Origin of the sequence: Ensifer sp. NPDC090286 (genome assembly GCF_044769565.1) — a bacterium.
Lineage (GTDB): Bacteria > Pseudomonadota > Alphaproteobacteria > Rhizobiales > Rhizobiaceae > Ensifer.
In genome coordinates, this window is sequence record NZ_JBIVYF010000004.1 from 558,653 (window position 1) to 577,188 (window position 18,536).

Consider the following 18,536-nt stretch of genomic DNA (forward strand, 5'->3'; position numbering starts at 1 on the left):
GGGTTCCACCTCAAGGTCCTGGCCCTCGCGGGCGCAGGCTGTTGTGGTCACCAGCCCGCAAACTGCGCCACAACGTCATCGGGAATGGCACCTGCTTCGGCAAAGGCCTGTTCCAGAACGCCCAGTGCCTGACGGATATCGGTGTCCGGGATGGTTAGTGGCGGGGTCATCTCCAGAACGTTTGCGTTCATCCCGACACAGTAGACGACGAGGCCGAGTTCATAGGCCCGATAGATGAGTTTCGCCGCTTCCGTTCGCGCTGGCGCCCGTGTTTGCCGATCGAGGACGAGATCGACGCCGCAGGCAAGACCTCGACCGCGGATATCGCCGATCACTTGATGTCGTTGGGCAATCCTTGCCAGGCCTTCGCGCAGCAATTTGCCCTTGCGCTCGGCTTCCTGCGCAAGTTCTTCGCGTTCAATGGTTTCGAGAACGGCAAGTCCGGCGGCGCAAGAGATCGGGTTGCCGTGGAGTGTCTGCATGGCAAAGGCGCTGGCGCAATCAAGGATGCGCGCCGGACCGATCGCGGCGGAAAGCGGCAGCCCGCCGCCGAGGCCCTTGCCGATGGTCAGGATGTCGGGGACGAAATCCTCGTGCTCGAAGCAGTGCAGCCGACCGCTGCGGCCAAGCCCGACCTTCACTTCGTCGCAGACGACAAGCACGCCGTATTCACGGCAGATCGCGGCAAAGGCTTTGAAAAAGCCGGGCGGCGGGACGATCAGGCCGCCATCTGACTGGATCGGCTCGATGAAGGCGGCGGCGAAATGTTCGGGCGCCGCCTCAAGCCGCTCCCGCAATTCCGCGAGGATCGCGCCACCCGTCGGGTCGTCGCGATAGGGGCGGTAGCGATCGGGGTAGGGCAGCAAGAGCAGGCCCTCTGCCTTGGCCGCGCCCGCCTGCACGCTATGCCCGGAAAAGGCCATCGAACCCACGGTACAACCATGATAGGCGCCGACGAACGCGATGACGCCCGATCGTCCCGTCGCCTTGGTGACAGCGCGGAAGACCGCCTCGTTGGCGTCGGATCCGGAATGGCCGAACCAGACCTTGTTGTCGCCCGCCCCGGGAAAGGCCGCGAGCAGTTTTTCGGCAAGCGCCGTCGCCGGTCCGTTGGCGGCAGACAGGACGCTGGCGCCGGCGGGATTTGCCGCGGCACCGGAAATTGCCTCGACCAGCGCCGGGTGGCCGTAGCCAAGGTTTGCCGCACCCCAGGCACCGGAGAGGTCGATCAGTTCACGGCCGTTTTCCTCGATCACCCGCGCGCCGCGGCCACCGGTCACGGCAAGCGGGAAGAAGCGCAGCTTCTGCAGGTTGGCAACCGCTTCCCGGTCCCTCTCGTAGAGTGTCGTCACCGGCCTTCCCCAATGCTGGCTTTCAGACAGCGGGTCAGGCGTTCGCCCCAGGCGGCGACGCCCGCATGCGTGTCGATCAGATCGTGGCGCACCTCGACCAGAACGCCCGGAAGCCCGCGCGCATCGGCATGGACCGGCACGGTGTAATCCTCGTCCGGGTGGATGTTGTAGGGCTCGTTGTCGCCGATCGTCAGTTCGCGTTCGCTCGCCAGTTCACGGATCAGCGCGCCGGCGAAATCGACCGCGTCGCGATAGAGAATGCCCGCCTGCCAGGGGCGTGGCTTGCCGAAATAGACGGGCGTGAAGCTGTGGATGCCGACGACGAAGGGCCGCTTGCCTTCGCCTTCAAGCCGGTCAAGGCGGCGGCTGACGGCGTTGGCAAAAGGCGTGAACAGCGTGTCGATCCGCTGCTGCCGTTCTTCGTCGCTTAAGCTTCGGTTGGCGAGAATTTCCGTCGTCTCGCTGACCTCGGGGATCATCGAGGGGGCGGAAAGCGGCCGGTTGCAGTCGATCACCAGTCGCGAATAATTGGTGAAGAACAAAGGCGCATCGAGGCTGAGGCTCAAATGCTGGGCCAGCGCCATGGCGCCGATATCCCAGGCGATGTGGCGCTGGCGCTCGTGCAACGGCAGCCCCATATCGCCGAGCGCGCGCGGCATCCGGTTGGAGGCGTGTTCGCACAAAAGCAGGATCGGCGAGGTGCCGTCCGGATTGAAGACCGCATAGGGCGGCAGTTCGTCGATCGAAAGCAGCGGCGCGCTCGGGTCGTGTCGCGCGCCCTGTTCGGGGCTCTTGATGGCCGTTGTCGAGGTCATGGGCTGCCCATCCATCAATCAGTAGACCGCCGCATAGCGGGCGCAGAGTTCGTCCGGCGAGAGCCCGTCGACGATGTCGATCTCCTTGCGCTTCATCCCCATGTAGCAGGCAAGGAAATCTCGCGAGAACCAGCCGGTGACGACCGGATCGGCGGCGAGTGTGTCCAGCGCTTCCGGCAGGCTTGCGGGCAGGCGACGGATGCCGAGCTTCTCCTGCTCTGCCGCCGAGAAATCGGACGGGTCCGAATTGATCAGGGGCGGCTGCTCGAGCCCGGCCCTGATGCCTTCGAGCCCGGCCTTCAAGAGGACAGCCAACGACAGATGGGGGCTGGCGCAGGCGTCGGCCGCCCGATACTCCATGTTGAACTGCCTGGCCGGATTGCTGCCGGGCAGGTCCAGCGTCGGGCAGATCCGCAGCGTCGCTTCGCGGTTCTTTTCACCGAGGCAGGTATAGGCCGCACTCCAATGGTGCGGCACGAGCCGCATGTAGGAAAGCACCGATGGAGCGGTAAAGGCGGTCAGCGCCGGCAGATGCTTGATGACGCCGGCGGCAAAGGCACCGGCGATCTTGGAGAGCCTGCCGGGGCGCGATGCGTCGAAGGTGACCGGATTGCCGTCGAGATCGGTGAAGCTCACATGCAGGTGCACGCCGTTGCCGACGCCATTCGAGGCGGTCTTGGGCGCGAAGCTCGCATTCCAGCCGAAGAGGGCGGCGACTTCCTTGGTGATCGCGCGGATGGTGGCGCCGCGGTCGGCGGCTGTCAGCGCGTCGGCGGGACGGCAGGTGATTTCGAACTGGTCCTTGCCGTATTCCGGCAGGAACATTTCCGGTTCGGCGCCGGCTTCTTCAAGTGCGGTCATCAAGAGCGAGCCGAAAGGCTCGGCGCGGCGTTGGGCGCGCAGGCCGAAGGAGGGGGCGTCCGGCCAGTCGACGCCGAGAAGCTGGAACTCCTGCTCGACCGCGGAAATGACCCTGAGGCCGATCTCTTCATATTCCTTCAGCGTCTGTTTCAGGAAACTGCGCACACAGCAGTCCCAGGCATTGCCTTGAAGGTCGGTGATGTCGGCGTGGTAGAAATGCAGCGGCGTTTCGTTGGGCAGGCAGGTGACGCGCGCCTTGCTGTTTGGATCCGCCATCAGCCGCAGGTCGCCGGCCGAACCCCATGGATTGTTTTCGGCGATCAGGTCGAAGGGTGTCAGTGCCAGGTTGGCCGGCACCCAGCCGACGCCCTTGCGCAGATAGCTGTCGATTTCGGTCGCAGCGAAGCTACGGCCGCGGGTGATGCCGGCGATGTCGGTGGTGACGAAGGTGGCGAGCTCCATCAGTTCGGCGGCCACCTTGCCATTGTTGGTTTCGGTCATGAGTTCCCCTCCAGTCTTGTTTTTCTGCGCGCGCTCAGGCCTGGCGCAGGCCGTTCAGGCGGCTGACGACGGTGTCGGTGTCGGTCGTCCAGCAGTAGCCCGAATAGGCCCGAAGGGCCGCGTCATGGCGCTGCTCGCTGTAGGTGGCGCAGGCGTCGTTGACCACGGTGACGAGGTAGCCGCGGTCGGCGGCGTCACGCACCGCCATGTCGACGCACTGGTCGGTGATGACGCCGGCGATGATCAGGTAGCGGGTGTTGAGATTGCGCAGGACGTAGTCGATGTTGGTCGAGTTGAAGACGCCGGACGACGTCTTCGGCAGCACGATCTCGTTGTCGATCGGCGCCAGTTCCGGAATGACTTGGCCCTCGGGTGATCCCTTCGGCACGTGCATGTCGGAGAGCTTGTGGTCGAGCGACCGGTCGCGGCCGTCGAGCGTCAGGCTTTCGATGATCGTGTGCAGCACTTCGCAACCGGCCTTTCGCGCCGTCTCCAGAATGCGTACCTGGTTGGGGATGACGGTCTGGCGCAGACGCCTGTGGTAATAGCTGTCGGCATCCTGCGGATGGGTCGGGTCGAGGTTGGGCTCGCACCAGATGCGCTGCATGTCGACGAACAGCACGGACGTACGGCCGCGCTCATAGTCGCTGTCGCGTCTCAGCATGTCGTCCCCGACCTTCACTGTAACGGCACTCATTGGGTTCTCCTCGGTTGTCGGTTTTCGCCTTGCGGCAAGGGGTCAGCGGCCGTCGTCGACGTTCGGGTTCAGCGCGTCTTCAGTGATGGCGTAGCCGCGGCGCAGCTCCTCCATCTTCTCGATGCGGCCGCGCGATTGGGTGGCGAGGCGGGCGGTCAACGCCGCGATCAGCGCTTCCGTCTGGGCGATCGCCGGCACCATCGTGTCGTAGGGCGAGACGGTATCGACAGGTGCCGTCAGCGTGACGGTGGCGAAATCGGCGATCGGCGAGAGCCAGCGGTCGGTGAAAAGCACGATGCGCGCGCCTTGCGTTGCCGCCTGGCGGGCAAAGCGGATCGTGTCGTTCTGGTAGCGGCGATAGTCATAGACGAAGAGCACGTCGCGCTTGCCGAGATCGACAAGCTGGTCGACCTGGTCGGCCTGGCTGCCGTTGATCCAGCGGGTGTCACCCCTCAGCTGCTTCATGTGCGACCAGAGCAGGCCGGCGAGAAAGCCGCTGAACCGGCCGCCGAGGCAGTGGATACGGGCGCTCATGTCTGCCGCCGCATCCACGGCTGCCTCGAAGTCTTCCGAAGGCAGCATCTGCATCGAGGATTCCAGCGCATGGATGCTGGCGCGCAGGAAGTACTGGTAGAAGTTCTCCTGCTCCAATGACGGGCGCCGCGCGTCGAGCATGGAGAGCGGCGAGCTCATCCGCTCCTGGACTTCGCTGAGCAGCGCCTTCTGGAACTCGGGATAACCCTCAAAGCCCAGTGTGTTGGCAAAGCGCACGACGGTCGGATTGCTGACGCCAGCCGCCGCCGCAAGATGCGCAACAGTGTTCAGTCCCGCTGCCGGATAATTCGACAGAAGCTGCCTGACGATCTTCAGTTCAGAGCGCGTGAAGGTAATGGCGCCGTCTGTCAGTCGGTCCCGGATTGCCACGATTTCTGCCTCCCAAAAACGATGGCGTGAATCCCGTTTTCTACTTTTTGTTACATAATTGCTAGCAGAGAATGTTTTTTGAAACAAGATTGACATTCGGTCGATCTGCGATAACGTTCATGTCGGGAACGGGCCCGAGCCAAAAAATATGAGGCGGGCCGAAATCTGGGGGAATGCGGATGGTGCGCGTCAGGCGAGAAACCGTCGTTGGTATCCTTGTAACGTCGCTGCCGCTTCTGGCCGCTGCCGCCATCGCCTCGTTGTTTTTTCCAGGCAGCGGCGAGCGCCTGGTGACGCTCTACATGATCAACGTGATCGCCGTGCTCGGGATCGGCATTTATGCCGGCAACTCCGGTATCGTTTCCTTCGGCCATGTCGGCTTCATGGCGATCGGCGCCTATGCGTCGGGCCTGTTGACGCTCAATCCGATCATTCAGAAAACGGCGCTGCCACATCTGCCGGAATGGCTGGCGGGGATCGGCATGCCCTTCCTTCCGGCACTTGCGATTGCTCTTGTCGTGGTCGCGTTCGTCGCGGTGCTGATCGGCATTCCTGTTGCGCGCCTTGGCGGCTCATCGGCTTCGATCGCGACCCTTGGTTTCCTTGTTATCGTGCATGTCGTGCTCGTCGCCTCGACCGATTTCACCCGCGGCAGCCAGACCTTTTTTGGCATTCCGCGCGCGGTCAACCTCTGGGTGGCGGTGCCCTTTGCTATCGCCGCCGTTGTGGTCGCGCGTCTCTATCGGGATTCGAGTGCGGGCCTGAAGCTTCGGGCGTCGCGCGAGGACGAGATCGCCTCGACCGCCGTCGGCGTCAATGTCAAGCTGCACCGCTTCTTTGCCTGGGTTCTCGGTGCGGTGCTTGCCGGTGCTGCCGGTGCCTTGCTGGCCCATTTCCTCGGCGCCTTCTCGCCCAAGGACTTCTACTTCAACCTGACCTTCATGCTTTTGGCCATGCTGATCCTCGGCGGCATCACCACGGTTTCCGGTGCCGTTGGCGGCGCCGCCGTGATCATGCTGATCGTCGAACTCCTGCGAAAGCTCGAGGGTGGCGTCGATCTCGGTTTCCTCAAGCTGCCGACCGTCTTCGGCCTCACCGATATCGGCATCGGCGTAGCTATCCTCGTCGTGATGTACCGCCTGCAGGATGGGCTGTTCGGTGTGCGCGAACTCGACGAGCGCTTCGGCTGGTTCAAGCGCTCCACGACGAAGGAGGCTCTACCGCTGAAGGGCACGGTTGCCGCCGCTAGCTCTTCGGCCGGCCAAGGCACGCTTCGGGTCGAAAATCTCGGGAAGAAATTTGCAGGGCTCGTTGCACTCGAAAACGCCAACTTCGAGATCAAGCCCGGTCTCGTCACCGGCCTCATCGGCCCTAACGGCGCCGGCAAGTCGACGCTGATCAACAGCGTGTCCGGCGTCGTGCCGCCGTCGACGGGACGCGTGCTCATCGACGGTCAGGACGTGGCGTCGCTTGCCGTTCACGCTGTTCCGACCGCAGGCCTTGCCCGCACCTTCCAGAACATCCGTCTCTTCAAGAACCTGACGGTCATCGAAAACGTCACGGTCGCGGCGAGCGCCCTTAAGGCGGGCGGCGAGGATCCGGCGGCCCGCGCCTTGACGGTGCTTTCGGAAGTGGGCCTTGCGGAATTTGCCGACCGGCTGGCCGGCACGCTTTCCTACGGCGCGCAGCGGCGGCTTGAAATCGCCCGCGCGCTGGCGCTCAAACCGCGTTACCTGCTGCTCGATGAGCCGGCCGCCGGCATGAACCCGGCCGAGACCGAGGAATTGATGCATGTGCTCGACCGCATCCGCACGAAATACCGCCTCGGCCTGCTCGTCGTCGAGCACGACCTGAAGCTGATCATGCGGCTCTGCGACGTCGTCGTCGTCCTCAACAAGGGCCAGCAGATCGCCATCGGCACGCCGGCGGAAATCCAGGCGAACCCCGATGTCGTCGAGGCTTATATCGGCCGCCGCCGCTCAGCGGCGCAGGCGCGCAGCGAGCCCGTCGGTGCCCCTGCTCTGCCGTCCGGCGCGCCGGGCCTGCATAAACCCGCATAAATCAAAAGAGGGAGCTTTTCGGATGAAGAAGAACGTCACGGCCCTGTGCCTCACCACCATGCTCGGCGGTTTTGCCCTGTCGGCATTGCCGGCATTTGCAGAAGATCTGGTCATCGGCCTTGCGACCGCCCAGACAGGCGGTCTTGCGCCCTATGACCAGCCGTCGTTGAAGGGCCTGGAAATGGCCGTCGAGGAAATCAACGCGGCCGGCGGTGCCGCCGGCAAATTCCCGATCAAACTCGTCGCCAAGGATACGCGCTCGGATGCGGCGCAAACCGCGCTGGTGGCGCAGGAACTGGTTGACGAAGGCGTCAAGATCGTGATCACGCCGTGCGACGCCGATCCGTCGATCGCCGCCGGCCAGGTGACTCAGGCCGCCCAGATCCCGGCCTTCTCCTTCTGCGCCACGACGCCGACGATGCCGCTTGCCGTCGGCGACTACATGTTCGGCAACTATCCCGCCGACAACGTCCAGGCTTCGGTGCTTGCGACCTATGCGGCCGAGAAGGGCTACAAGAAGGCCTATATCCTGAAGTCGCCCGACAGCGCTTATACGCTGAAACTACCGGAATACTTCGGCATCGCTTTCAAGGCCAAGGGCGGCGAGCTACTCGGTGAAGGCACCTACAGCATGGGCCAGCAGGACTTCGGCGCCGAGGTCACCAAGATCAAGGCGATGAACCCGGCGCCCGACGTTATCATGACCGCCGCCTACGAGCCCGATTTCCCGGCCTTCATCCGCCAGCTGCGCGGTGCCGGCGTGACCACCCCGATCCTCGGCAGTGACGGCATCGATTCACCCACCACCTTCGGCCTTGGCGCCACCGTCGATGGCGTCGTCTTCACCACCGCCGGCTTTGCCAGCGAAGGCAGCCCGCTCGCTGACTTCAACGTGAAGTACAAGGAAAAATACGGCCAGGTGCCGGACACGGTCTACATCGCCAACGGCTATGACCTTGGCAAGGTGATCGACGCGGCGGTGACCGAAGCCAACAGCATCGATCCGGTCGCCATCCGCAATGCGATTGCCTCGCTCGAAAACGTCCAGGGCGTGACCGGGCCGATCAGCTACGCCGGCACGCAAGGCATGCCGATGCGCTCGGTGTCGCTGGTGCAGATCGAAGGCGGCAATCGCCAGCTGATCAGCCAGGGCGTTCCGGCCGCTGCCGACGTTCCGGCACCCTGATTGACGTCATGAGGCGATCTCCCGGTTTTTGCCGGGGGTCGCTCCCGCCTGCGCCGGCGGCGCTTCGCAATCCACGGCAAGGACTTTGCCCGATGATGATGAGTGAAATTCCCGTTCCGAAGCCGCTTCTGGAAGTCAGCGGTCTCAAGGTCGCCTATGGCGCGGTCGAGGCGCTGAAGGGCGTCGATCTCACCGTCGGCAAGGGGCAGATCGTGACGCTGCTCGGCGCCAACGGCGCCGGCAAGAGCTCGACCTTGAATTCGCTTGTCGGGCTGGCAGCGAAGAAGGCCGGGCGCGTTTCGTTCAACGGCCAGGATATTTCAAGCCTCGCGCCGGAACAGATCGTCCGGCTCGGCATGACGTTGACACCGGAGGGTCGGCGGATCTTTCCGAGCCTTTCGGTCGACGAACACCTGCTTCTAGGCGGCGCCATGCACAAGGCCCGCGGCGCGATAGCGGAAGTGCGCGAAGACATGCTGTCACGCTTTCCGATCCTGAAGGAACGGCTCAGCCAGAAGGCCGGCTCGCTCTCGGGCGGCGAACAGCAGATGCTGGCGATCGCCCGGTCGATGATGTCGTCGCCGGACCTGCTGTTGCTGGACGAACCGTCGCTCGGCCTTGCGCCGCAGATCGTCGACCTGATCTTCGACCTGATCGCCGGCCTTCGACAGAAGGGTCTGACGATCTTGCTCGTCGAGCAGAACGTGTCGCTGTCGCTCGAGATCGCCGACGCCGGCTACGTCATGGCCAATGGCCGGATCGTGCTGTCGGGCACGGCCGCCGAACTTCGCAATTCATCCGAAATCCAGGGCGCCTATCTCGGCGCCTGAGGCCCGGCGGGCAAGAGGTCAAAACCATGGACATGTTCCTGCAGCAGCTCGTCAATGCGCTGAGCCTCGGCGGCACCTATGCGCTGCTGGCGCTCGGCCTTGCGGTCGTCTTCTCGATCATGGGGCTCATCAACTTCGCCCATGGCGAGCTGATGACGGCGGCCGGCTACGGCCTCTGCTTCGCCCTGTTGCTGGGTCTGCCGTTTCCGCTCGCCATCTGCGCGGCGCTGATGATCGCGATCGTGCTCGCCATGCTGATGGAGCGCATCGCCTTCCGGCCGGTGCGCGGCGCCAGCGGCACGACACTGCTTCTGACGAGCTTCGCCGTCAGCGCCATCCTGCGCGTCATCTTCCAGAACTTCATTTCCGCCCGGCCGAAGCCGGTGCCGATGCCCGAGAGCTTTTCCGGCACGATCGAGATCGGCGGCCTGCATCTCGGCCTCATCCAGGGGACTTCGATCCTCGTCACGATCATCATGCTGGTCGGTCTCAACCTCTTCCTTCGCACGACCGTGCTCGGCCGTGCCATGCGCGCCGCTTCCGAAGATTTCGCCATCGTTCGGCTGATGGGCATTCGCGCCAATGCGGTCGTCGCCACCGCCTTTGCGATCTCCGGCCTGCTTGCCGGTGTCGCCGGTATCCTCTGGGTGGCCCAGCGCGGCAGTGTCGATCCTCTGATGGGTTTCCTGCCGGTGCTCAAAGCCTTCATCGCTGCGATTATCGGCGGGCTCGGCAGCCTCTCCGGCGCTGTCGCCGGCGGCTTTCTGCTCGGCTTTATCGAAGTCTTCCTGCAAGCCTATCTGCCGGAAAGCCTGCTCAGCTACCGTGATGCCTTCACTATCCTGCTCGTCATCGGGGTACTACTCTTTGCCCCGCAGGGGCTGCTTGCGAAAAAGACCATCGTCAAGCTTTGAGAGTGGCGGCAGCACAGGAGACTGCGCACGATCCGGCCCAGTCCATGGTGCGACCGGCGATGCCGGTGGCCTTGGCTTAGAACCGGAAGCCTCGATAACAACGACCGGCCGATGACGGGTCGCGCGCGCGGCTGGCATGGCTGCCAAATCGACGGTCGCTCAAGCCGGCGCGGCGCTATCCCGGCGTTTGCGCGACGACGGAATGGCGTGGGCCACGGGCGACGCCACTGCTCCTGTTTCGTCGCGGTGGTCGAAGGGCTGCATTTCAATCCTTGTCGGTGCGGATTGCTCGACTGCGCTATCAGGCAGGCGTCGGCACAGCGGATCCTGCTGCAGCTTGGCGTGCGTTTGCTTCTCGAAATGATACCAGCCGGTGCGAGGCCTCGTCCCAAAGGACGAGCTTCACCAGGCCCAGGCTCTGCCGGATGGTGATGCGGCCCATATCTCCCAGCTCGGGATGATCGCGGATGACCTCAGGAAGTCTATAGAAGGGAACGCGGCTCGACAGGTGGTGAAGATGGTGCATGCCGATATTGCCGGTGATCCAGCGCAAGGGCTGCGGCAGATCATAGTGCGAGGCGCCATGCATGGCCGCGTATTGGAACGTCCACTCGGGAGGCCTCGACCAGTGCGTGTCTTCGAACTGGTGCTGGACGTAAAACAGCCAAACGCCTGCTGCGCCAGCAAGGAGCACAATCGGCAGATGGATCAGCAGAAACGGTGCGACACCCACTGCCCAGATAAGAATGCCCGCGAGTGCGGCGATGGCCACGTTCGTTGCCATGGTGGAAATCCACGGCCGGGGACCTGCACGCATCATTCCGAACGGTAAGCGCTGCTTGATCAGAAAGAGCCATGCGGGACCGATGCCGAACATAACGAGCGGATGTCGGTAGAGGCGGTAAACAAGCCGCCCTCTGCGCGGGAGGGCCTCGTATTCGGCAACGGTGAGTGTGGCAATGTCACCGACACCCCGTTCGTCGAGGTTGCCTGCCGAAGCGTGGTGGACGGCGTGGGCGCGGCGCCAGTAGTCATAGGGTGTCAGTGTCAGCACGCTGATCACTCGGCCCGTCCAGTCATCCAGGCGGCGGCGCCCGAAGAACGAACCATGGCCGCAGTCATGTTGCAGCATGAACAGGCGCAGGAGGAAACCCGCCGCAACAGGGACGATTAGCACGATGCCGAGCCAGTACCCGAAGTGCATGCAGGCCCAAGCCGCTACCCACAGCAAAACGAATGGCACAAAGGTCACCGCCAGCTCGAACGTGCTGCGGCCGATATGCGGCTGTCGATAGGTGGACAGGATCTTCAGCCAGGCTTTTTCACGATCGACGGTTGCTGCGGCGCCGTGGTCGGAAAGCGGGCTGACTCTGGTATTCTTCAAGGCGTCTTCCTAGTTGGTTGTATGACATGATCGCCTTGAGTCATTGCTGTGGACGCATCAGGCAAACCGGGACTGGGAGGCTCCGCGCGAAGCTTGGGGCCCGATAGCGATTTTGAAAGGAAGGTTCGTTCAGAGCGCGAAGCCAACTGCGCAATAACCAAAGCTCGCGAGCAAATTCGATAGGGCGTTCTATCGATATCTTCAGTTCGGCGTCAATCGGTTGTTCGCTCGTTGGGAAAAGACGGCCTTTTCCGCCGTTCGCGACGCCTCAAGTCGCCGGACGTCGGCGCATGACCAGTTTGTACTCATGCCAGATGAGCCAAATGACGATGACATCAAACACTGTCAGCGCGATCAGGCCCCAGCTGTGCGTGTAGCTAAAGCGGTAGAGCTGGTAGACAATGAACAGGGCCATTACCACCAGCGAAGCTGGGTAGGCCCATAGCTTGTTTCGCAAGAGGGCTGCGACAAGGAACAGCTTCACGACGCCATGACTGACCAGGTAGAATGCGTAGAAATGTCGCGTTTCGACCGAGAAGTTCTGCGCAAAGGTCAGGAGATGCGTGGCAAGAAAATCCCTCGGGTCCTCGATCAGTTCCAGATGCGTGATCGACCTTGCAAACCTGGTGATGGCGTCGTTCGAGACCAGCCATAGCGCGACACCGCCGACACATTCTGCCAGCGCGTGGACGCCTTTGGCGAGGATGCTGAGTTGGAAGATCTGGTGTAGTCGCTGCTCGTTCAAAATCACCTCACCGCCTGGAAGTACAATAGGGATGGTATAGGTGGTCATTCAAGCGTTCGCCGAACCCGTGATTGAAGGTTTTCGCTACATTCAGGTGGCGCTGGCCATTCAACCTCCTTTTCGCGGCTTACCAAGCCGGCGATGGGCGTGGCAGCCCACGGAGCTATTGCAGCCGGATGGAGCCGGCGGCAATGTCGCCCCCGGCTCCTCAACCCCAAGCTTAAAAGTTTCTCTGGAAGCGCACGACGCCGCCGAAAGCGTCTTCGTGTCCGCGAAACCCGCGGAAGGCCGTGTAGTCGAGTTCCGGCGTGATCTTGAAGCCCGGCACGACCTCGTAGGCGACATTGAGGGCCGCGTTCCAGGTGCCGTCCTCCTCGAAGTCGATCTGGCTGTTGATGGTTGCCTTCTCGCTGACCTTCACGGAAGCACCGCCCCACATTGCCCAGTCGCCATACCAGCTTCCATAATAATTCGGCCGGCTCGGGTCGGACTGGTAGGCGCCCATGACGAACAATGAGAGCGCGTCGGTGACGTCGAGATTGACGCGCGCCTTGAAGGCCCAGGCGTCGTAGCGGGTGTCATAGGCCGCCATGCCGAACAGCGTCATCCGGTCCTGCTCATATTTCACGCCGCCAAGCAAATGCGGCACGCTGTCGGCCCGAAGATCGAACCATTCACGGCGTGCCACGCCCGATCCATCGACCGTCTCCAGTTCCCACGAGCCGTTGCCTTCCTCGGCGCCGACCATGGCGGAAAAGCCGTTCCCGAAGTCGTGGGTGTAGCTTGCCTGCATCGTGCGGTCGCCCGAGTAGTAGATGACGTCGTCATAGATGACGTTGCCCGCACCCCAGGTCCAGTTGGCAAAGAGGGAATCGGCGATGCCGACCGAGAAGCCGGCGAGCTCGATGACGGCCTCTGAAATATAGATGCGCTCGCCCGACGCCTTGTGTTCGAAACGCGTCTCCAGATAGGAGCGCAGCGTTCCGAACTCGGTTTCGTTGCGGGCGTCGAAGCGCATCGTGGCGCGCGCCTTGCCCGGCAGACCGTCGAGCGAGCCGCCCCAATAGACATCGTCGCCCGCCGCCACCTCGTGGCGCAGGTAGCCGCTGATCTTCAGGCAGGTCTCGGTACCCGGCACATAGAAGAAGCCGTTGCCATAGGCATCGCAGACGCGGACATATTCGACGGGTTCCGCATCTGCAGCCTTTGCCGGCTGCAGGCCCGCCATCGTGCAGAGCGCCGCTACGGCACCTTTCAAGAAGAGTGGTGACGTCGCGATTGTTTGCTTGTTCATGTCGAGTTGGTCCCCTCGGTGTTCTTGTAAAATCGAAAAAGCTTCGCCGGCTCCGTCCACGGCATGCGGGACAAGCGGGTGCTGACTGGGATTGTGTGAAAAGGAGAGAAAGGCCGGTATCGGTTGCGATGCCGGCCCGGTCGGGTGTTACCCGCGCGGCGGCCAGACCTCGCCGGAAAGCCCGGTCTTCGGTTCGCCGAGAAGAGGCGTCTTCAGGGCGCGGATGCCGTCGATGCTGATCAGCCAGATGATGTTGCGGTCATATTCGGTAAAGACCGCGAAGCTGGCGTTCTCATAGGTGTATTCGGGCATTTCCTCTGGCTTGGGGAAGCGCGGCACGTAGTAGCCGGCGATCTTCGGATCCTTCGGGTCGTTGACGTCGAAGATCTGCAGGCCGGCATTATAGAAGGCGTAGGGCAGGATACCCTGCCGGCTGTATCCCGGCTGGTGGGTCGTGCCGGAGCGCTTCGGGCCGAAGCTGCCGCGCCGTTGGCAATAGTCGGTGAATTCTGCTTCTGCCGGCGGGGTCGGACGCGGGAAGGTGGCGACAACCTTCGGGTCCTTCGGATCCTTGGCGTCGATGACCAGCACGTCCTTGTAGGGCTCGTAGCAATTGGAGTTCATCGGATAGCCGTTGGCAAAGACATAGCCGGTGCGCTCGTATTGGCTGGTATCGGCATTGTCGAACTCGGTGCCGGCAAAGCTCGGCGGGATGCTGAGATGCCCCATCATTTCCGGGGTGCCGGGCTTGGTGAGGTCGAAGGTGTAGAAGCCAAGGCCGCCCATGGCGCCGAAGCCGATCTTGCCGCCTTTTTCCACCGGCTTCGGCAGGAACAGCGGCATGCGCGAACCCATCCAGGAGGTGCGGTTGCCGGCGCGCGGGTTCATGAGGTACGCGTCCTCGCTTGCCTTGTCGCCGGCGATTTGGCCAGGAACCGTGACCTGGCTGACGAAGACGGGGTTTGCCGGGTCCGTCATGTCCCAGGCCTGGTAGCCGGGCGAATGCAGGTAATCGGGGTACTCGGTCAATGCGTAGCTGTCGTCGGGTGCCGACGAGAGATACATGTACTTGCCGCCGAACCAGGCCGGCGCATCGAGCGAGCCGGAGCCCTGCTGCTTGCCGATGGGTGCGTCGGGGTTCTTGAGGTCCGTCGTGCGGGTCGCAATCAGCTTCCAGTCGCTCGGCAGCGGGCCGTTCATCTCATAGACCTTGAAGCCCTTGAGCGAATTGTAGTGGCGTAGCGTTTCGACGATGTCGGGCTGGGTGCGCTTGTTGTCGAGGATGCCGAAGCGGCCGATCTCGTAGGAGGCGACGACGACGTTCTTCTGGAGCTTCTCGCTCCAGGCAATCGTCATGCCGCCGAAATAGTCCTGTACCGTCTTGGCGTCCCAGTCTTCGCTCGAACCTTCCGGTCCCCAGACGCCGCCCTTCGAATAGACGACCTTGGCCTTGGTCGGGTCGGTGATATCGAGCACGCGCATGTAGTCGCGGTCGTGCAGGTACATGTAGCGCTTGCCGTCGAAATCCGCGACATCGGGCCAGGCGTGCCATGGCGAGGTGATGTGGGGGTAGAAGGCGATTTCCTCGACATTGCTCTTGTAGGTCTTGTCGTCCCAATGGGTGAGCTGACCGGGGAAATTGGGTGATGCGCCAAGTGCGGTGGCACGCGGAGCCTTGAAGGTGCCCGTGGCCGGATCCATGCCGTAGTCCTTGCCCGGAACCAGCGCCGGCGGCTGCTTGTCATAGGTCAGTTCCGACCAGCGCTTGAGGTGCGGATCCTGGATGTTGATCTCCGTCGGCACTTCCTTTTCCCAGCCGGCCGCAAAGGTCGCGCCCGCTGCCAGACATAAAATCGAGCATGTGATGATCAGCCGTTTCGGCATGTCGGTCTCCTCCTGGAATATCGGTGAATGGCCGCGTCCAAGCCTGGCAGCGGCGCAAGCAAACGACGGCGCGGCGGCGACGCCCCCTTGTGTCGCGTTCCGAATTCTCTCGTCGTGTCAGTTGATCGCGCAGGCCTCCTCATGCCCGCGCAAATCACGCCGCTCCCGTTTGCTAGGCGCCATGAAACAGGGTCGCTTTCCCTATAACAATCGCCTTAATCAGCATTAATTCATGCGGATTTCTTATGAGTTCCCGGGCGTGTTGATGCTTTGCGGGATGCTGATGACACCGCTTCCCCTTCTTCGACCGCGTAGACCTCGAGCGGATAACCGAAATGCTCGTCCATCAGGAGGCGGGCGCGTTCGGCGTTGCGGTCGAGCACGGCCTCCATCAGTTCGGTGTGCGGACCGATCGACTGCGCCTTGTGCAGCGCGGCCATGGCCTCCGCGTAGCCGGCCGTCTCTCCGTGTTCCGCGCGCAGGACGGGGGCAAAGGCGAGGAACCGGTAGTGGCGCTGGAGCTGGTCGGAAATGGTCGAGCGAAAGTGCATCAGCCAACTCGATTGCGCCGCGCTGAGCAGCGCGGCGTGAAACGCCTCGTGCCGTTCCATCCAGGTATCGACGGCAAGGTTGGAAGAATCCTCGACGACCGTCTTGCAGCGCGACAGTCGGTAGTGCGCCGTGACGATTGCCGATTCCCACTCCGCGCCGCCGCGCTCCATGGCTTCCAGCAACAGGGGGATTTCGACGACCGCGCGGGCCTTCGTCAGATCCTCCAGTCCCTTGCGCGACACGGGCGCGACGGTGAAGCCTCGATTGGAGATCGCCACCACCAGCCGCTCCGCCTCCAGCCGCGACAGGGCCTCGCGCAGCGGCGTCCGCCCGATATCGTAGGCCTTGCTCAGAAGATCGGGCCGCAACGGCGCCTCCGGTTGCAGACGGGCCATGAGGATCTCCGTCCGCAAGATCCTGTAGGCGATCTCCGTTTTCGTGCTGTTTTCCTGCTCGTCGACCAAAGGCACCTCCAAAATTCACCGCCCGAATGTACGGTCATCATATATGCGAGAATAATATATGATAATCGCCAATTGCTATAATTGTATACTATATCGTTGACTTTGCCGTGGGGCTGCGCTTCCTCATCGCTCATGCTGTCAACTGCGACAGTCAGAGGAGGAACAAGATGGCCACGACAAAATCGAAACTCATGACAGGTCTGATGGCAGCCGGCATCGTCCTTGCCGGCATCGGCTCGGCCGCCGCCGATCCGATCCGCATCGGCATCGCCAATTTCGGCGAACACCCCCCGCTCAATGCCGCTATCGCCGGTTTCAAGGCGGCGCTTGCGGAAAACGGCTTCGTCGAGGGCAAGGACGTCGTCTACACCGAGAGCCACACCAATTTCGACGCGTCGCTCGTGCCGCAGATGATCGCGAAGCTGCAGGCCGAACAGCCGAAGCTCGTCTACACCGTCACCACGCCGGTCTCGCAGATTGCCAAGAAGGCGCTGGCAGGTTCGGGCATCCCGGTGATCTTTACCGCCGTGACCGATCCGGTCGCCGCCAAGCTCGTACCCTCCCGCGAAAGCGGTGATGACGGCATCACCGGGGCGACCGACAGCCAGGATATGGCAGCGGTGCTCGCCTTCACCAAAAAGCTGCTGCCGAACGCCAAGCGGCTCGGCCTTCCCTATAACCCGGGCGAAGCCAATGACGTCGCGCTGCTCGAAAGCGTGCGCAAGATCGCTCCGGAACAGGGTTTTGAAGTCGTCGAAGTCGGCGTCGACAACCTCAACGACATCCAGCAGCGCATTACCTCGCTCTCCGGCAAGGTGGACGTTATCTATGGCCCGACGTCCAACATGATCCAGCCGGCGATCGCGGCGGTTGCATCGGCTGCGCGCCAGTCCGGCATTCCCGTTGTCAATGCCGTCGATACGGCCGTTCGGGAAGGCTTCGTGCCGGCAAGCTTCGCCGTCAACTACGAACAGGTCGGAAAGAACGCCGGCAAGATCGCCGCCGAAGTCCTGAAGGGCAAGGACCCGAAGTCCATCGCCCCGGTGTTTCCCGCCTACGAGGATCACCAGGCGCTGATCTCGAAGAAGGCCATGGCCGCCTTCGGCGTCGAGATCCCGGCTTCGCTCGCCGATTGCAACTGCATCGTCGAGTAACCCGACGCCTGCAACGGGCGGCGGCCACGACGCCGCCGTCCATGAGAGCGCCGAGCGCGCCCTGTCCATTCGTATTTACATGAATTCCGGAACAAGGCTGCGGAGGCGGCCTCTACGGAATTGCTCAGAGGAGGAACGGATGCTCGAAATCCGATCTGCACGAAAGGTCTTCTACAAGGGACAGCCCGATGAGAAGATCGCCCTCAACGATCTCAGCCTGACGCTTCCGACCGGCAACTTCGCCATCGTCATCGGATCGAACGGCGCCGGCAAGAGCAGCATGCTGAACGCCATATCCGGCGCACTCATGCTCGACAGCGGCAAGATCCTCATAAACGGCGACGATGTCACGGCGCTGCCTGTGCACAAGCGCGCAACGCGGGTCGCCCGGGTCTTCCAGGACCCGATGAAGGGGACCGCCGCTTCGATGACGGTCGCGGAGAACATGCTGCTCGCCGAATTGCGTGGCAAAAAGCTCGGCCTCAGCCGCGGGCTCAACGCCAGGCGGCTTGCGAGCTACCGCGAACGCCTGGCGGCGCTGAACCTCGGGCTGGAAAACCGGCTGGATACGCGCGTCGAACTGCTTTCGGGCGGACAGCGTCAATCGCTTTCGCTGATCATGGCAACGTGCGACCAGCCGGATCTGTTGCTGCTCGACGAACATACGGCCGCCCTTGATCCCCGCACTGCAGACATCGTCATGCAGGCGACGGTGCGCGCGGTCGAAGCCTTCAATCTCACCACGCTGATGGTGACGCACAACATGCAGCACGCCGTCGATTTCGGCCACAGCGTGGTGATGCTCGATGCCGGCCAGATCCGGCTCGAAATCACCGGCGCGGAAAAGGCCGACGTCACGATCCCGAAACTCATCGGTCACTTCGGCATGAAGACCGATCGCATGCTGCTGGCAAGCTGA

General features: G+C 62.8%; 16 protein-coding genes. 6 read left to right on the plus strand and 10 right to left on the minus strand.

Features of this window, described 5'->3' with window-relative positions; translation table 11 throughout:
* Nucleotides 1–47: 47 nt before the first annotated feature.
* The 5 genes from ACIQUG_RS23255 to ACIQUG_RS23275 are packed head-to-tail and all read right to left on the minus strand — an operon-like array spanning nt 48 to nt 5,150.
* The gene (locus tag ACIQUG_RS23255) at nt 48–1,352 is read right to left on the minus strand and encodes an aspartate aminotransferase family protein (RefSeq protein WP_402324372.1); all 1,305 of its coding nucleotides are present in this window, start codon (nt 1,350–1,352) and stop codon (nt 48–50) included.
* On the minus strand, nt 1,349–2,167 hold the full coding sequence (locus ACIQUG_RS23260; protein ID WP_402324373.1) for an N-formylglutamate amidohydrolase: 819 nt from the start codon (nt 2,165–2,167) through the stop codon (nt 1,349–1,351). The genes ACIQUG_RS23255 and ACIQUG_RS23260 overlap by 4 nt, the downstream gene beginning before the upstream one ends.
* A gap of 18 nt (nt 2,168–2,185) precedes the next feature.
* On the minus strand, nt 2,186–3,529 hold the full coding sequence (locus ACIQUG_RS23265) for a glutamine synthetase family protein (protein ID WP_402324374.1): 1,344 nt from the start codon (nt 3,527–3,529) through the stop codon (nt 2,186–2,188).
* A gap of 34 nt (nt 3,530–3,563) precedes the next feature.
* Nucleotides 3,564–4,226, minus strand: coding sequence for an isochorismatase family cysteine hydrolase (locus ACIQUG_RS23270; RefSeq protein ID WP_402324375.1), 663 nt, complete (start codon nt 4,224–4,226; stop codon nt 3,564–3,566).
* Nucleotides 4,227–4,268: 42 nt separating this feature from the next.
* Nucleotides 4,269–5,150, minus strand: a complete 882-nt coding sequence (locus ACIQUG_RS23275) for a MurR/RpiR family transcriptional regulator (RefSeq protein WP_402324376.1) — start codon at nt 5,148–5,150, stop codon at nt 4,269–4,271.
* A 179-nt stretch (nt 5,151–5,329) separates the two neighbouring features.
* On the opposite strand from ACIQUG_RS23275, the gene ACIQUG_RS23280 reads away from it, so the two are divergent.
* The 4 genes from ACIQUG_RS23280 (at nt 5,330) to ACIQUG_RS23295 (ending at nt 10,140) form a co-directional block, all read left to right on the plus strand.
* Complete coding sequence (locus tag ACIQUG_RS23280; RefSeq protein ID WP_402324377.1) at nt 5,330–7,210, plus strand: ATP-binding cassette domain-containing protein; 1,881 nt, start codon at nt 5,330–5,332, stop codon at nt 7,208–7,210.
* A gap of 22 nt (nt 7,211–7,232) precedes the next feature.
* Nucleotides 7,233–8,396 carry an ABC transporter substrate-binding protein gene (locus tag ACIQUG_RS23285; protein ID WP_402324378.1) on the plus strand — a complete coding sequence of 388 codons (1,164 nt, stop codon included), beginning with the start codon at nt 7,233–7,235 and terminating at the stop codon, nt 8,394–8,396.
* Nucleotides 8,397–8,488: 92 nt separating this feature from the next.
* Entirely contained in the window at nt 8,489–9,226 is a 738-nt protein-coding gene (locus tag ACIQUG_RS23290; protein WP_402324379.1) for an ABC transporter ATP-binding protein, read from the plus strand.
* A 26-nt stretch (nt 9,227–9,252) separates the two neighbouring features.
* Entirely contained in the window at nt 9,253–10,140 is an 888-nt protein-coding gene (locus ACIQUG_RS23295) for a branched-chain amino acid ABC transporter permease (RefSeq protein ID WP_402324380.1), read from the plus strand.
* Nucleotides 10,141–10,441: 301 nt separating this feature from the next.
* Here the strand turns inward: ACIQUG_RS23295 and ACIQUG_RS23300 are convergent, their stop codons facing one another.
* From ACIQUG_RS23300 to ACIQUG_RS23320, 5 genes are all read right to left on the minus strand, one after another.
* Nucleotides 10,442–11,524 carry a fatty acid desaturase gene (locus ACIQUG_RS23300; RefSeq protein ID WP_402324381.1) on the minus strand — a complete coding sequence of 361 codons (1,083 nt, stop codon included), beginning with the start codon at nt 11,522–11,524 and terminating at the stop codon, nt 10,442–10,444.
* A 268-nt stretch (nt 11,525–11,792) separates the two neighbouring features.
* Nucleotides 11,793–12,317 (minus strand): DUF2127 domain-containing protein, encoded by a 525-nt coding sequence (locus tag ACIQUG_RS23305; RefSeq protein WP_402324382.1) that lies wholly within the window; start codon nt 12,315–12,317, stop codon nt 11,793–11,795.
* A gap of 172 nt (nt 12,318–12,489) precedes the next feature.
* Complete coding sequence (locus ACIQUG_RS23310) at nt 12,490–13,563, minus strand: porin (protein ID WP_402324383.1); 1,074 nt, start codon at nt 13,561–13,563, stop codon at nt 12,490–12,492.
* Nucleotides 13,564–13,710: 147 nt separating this feature from the next.
* Entirely contained in the window at nt 13,711–15,447 is a 1,737-nt protein-coding gene (locus ACIQUG_RS23315) for a hypothetical protein (protein ID WP_402324384.1), read from the minus strand.
* Nucleotides 15,448–15,677: 230 nt separating this feature from the next.
* A complete protein-coding gene (locus ACIQUG_RS23320) occupies nt 15,678–16,463 on the minus strand; it encodes a GntR family transcriptional regulator (RefSeq protein WP_402324386.1) in 786 nt (261 codons plus the stop codon).
* A 167-nt stretch (nt 16,464–16,630) separates the two neighbouring features.
* Between ACIQUG_RS23320 and ACIQUG_RS23325 the strand changes: the two genes are divergently transcribed.
* On the plus strand, nt 16,631–17,617 hold the full coding sequence (locus ACIQUG_RS23325; protein ID WP_402324387.1) for an ABC transporter substrate-binding protein: 987 nt from the start codon (nt 16,631–16,633) through the stop codon (nt 17,615–17,617).
* Nucleotides 17,618–17,756: 139 nt separating this feature from the next.
* Nucleotides 17,757–18,536, plus strand: coding sequence for an ABC transporter ATP-binding protein (locus ACIQUG_RS23330; protein WP_402324389.1), 780 nt, complete (start codon nt 17,757–17,759; stop codon nt 18,534–18,536).

Coding starts and splice junctions, on each gene's coding strand:
- ACIQUG_RS23260 (WP_402324373.1), bottom strand. CDS start 2,167: ATGACCTCGACAACGGCCATCAAGAGCCCCGAACAGGGCGCGCGACAC.
- ACIQUG_RS23265 (WP_402324374.1), bottom strand. CDS start 3,529: ATGACCGAAACCAACAATGGCAAGGTGGCCGCCGAACTGATGGAGCTC.
- ACIQUG_RS23270 (WP_402324375.1), bottom strand. CDS start 4,226: ATGAGTGCCGTTACAGTGAAGGTCGGGGACGACATGCTGAGACGCGAC.
- ACIQUG_RS23280 (WP_402324377.1), top strand. CDS start 5,330: ATGGTGCGCGTCAGGCGAGAAACCGTCGTTGGTATCCTTGTAACGTCG.
- ACIQUG_RS23285 (WP_402324378.1), top strand. CDS start 7,233: ATGAAGAAGAACGTCACGGCCCTGTGCCTCACCACCATGCTCGGCGGT.
- ACIQUG_RS23290 (WP_402324379.1), top strand. CDS start 8,489: ATGATGATGAGTGAAATTCCCGTTCCGAAGCCGCTTCTGGAAGTCAGC.
- ACIQUG_RS23295 (WP_402324380.1), top strand. CDS start 9,253: ATGGACATGTTCCTGCAGCAGCTCGTCAATGCGCTGAGCCTCGGCGGC.
- ACIQUG_RS23305 (WP_402324382.1), bottom strand. CDS start 12,317: ATGACCACCTATACCATCCCTATTGTACTTCCAGGCGGTGAGGTGATT.
- ACIQUG_RS23310 (WP_402324383.1), bottom strand. CDS start 13,563: ATGAACAAGCAAACAATCGCGACGTCACCACTCTTCTTGAAAGGTGCC.
- ACIQUG_RS23315 (WP_402324384.1), bottom strand. CDS start 15,447: ATGCCGAAACGGCTGATCATCACATGCTCGATTTTATGTCTGGCAGCG.
- ACIQUG_RS23325 (WP_402324387.1), top strand. CDS start 16,631: ATGGCCACGACAAAATCGAAACTCATGACAGGTCTGATGGCAGCCGGC.
- ACIQUG_RS23330 (WP_402324389.1), top strand. CDS start 17,757: ATGCTCGAAATCCGATCTGCACGAAAGGTCTTCTACAAGGGACAGCCC.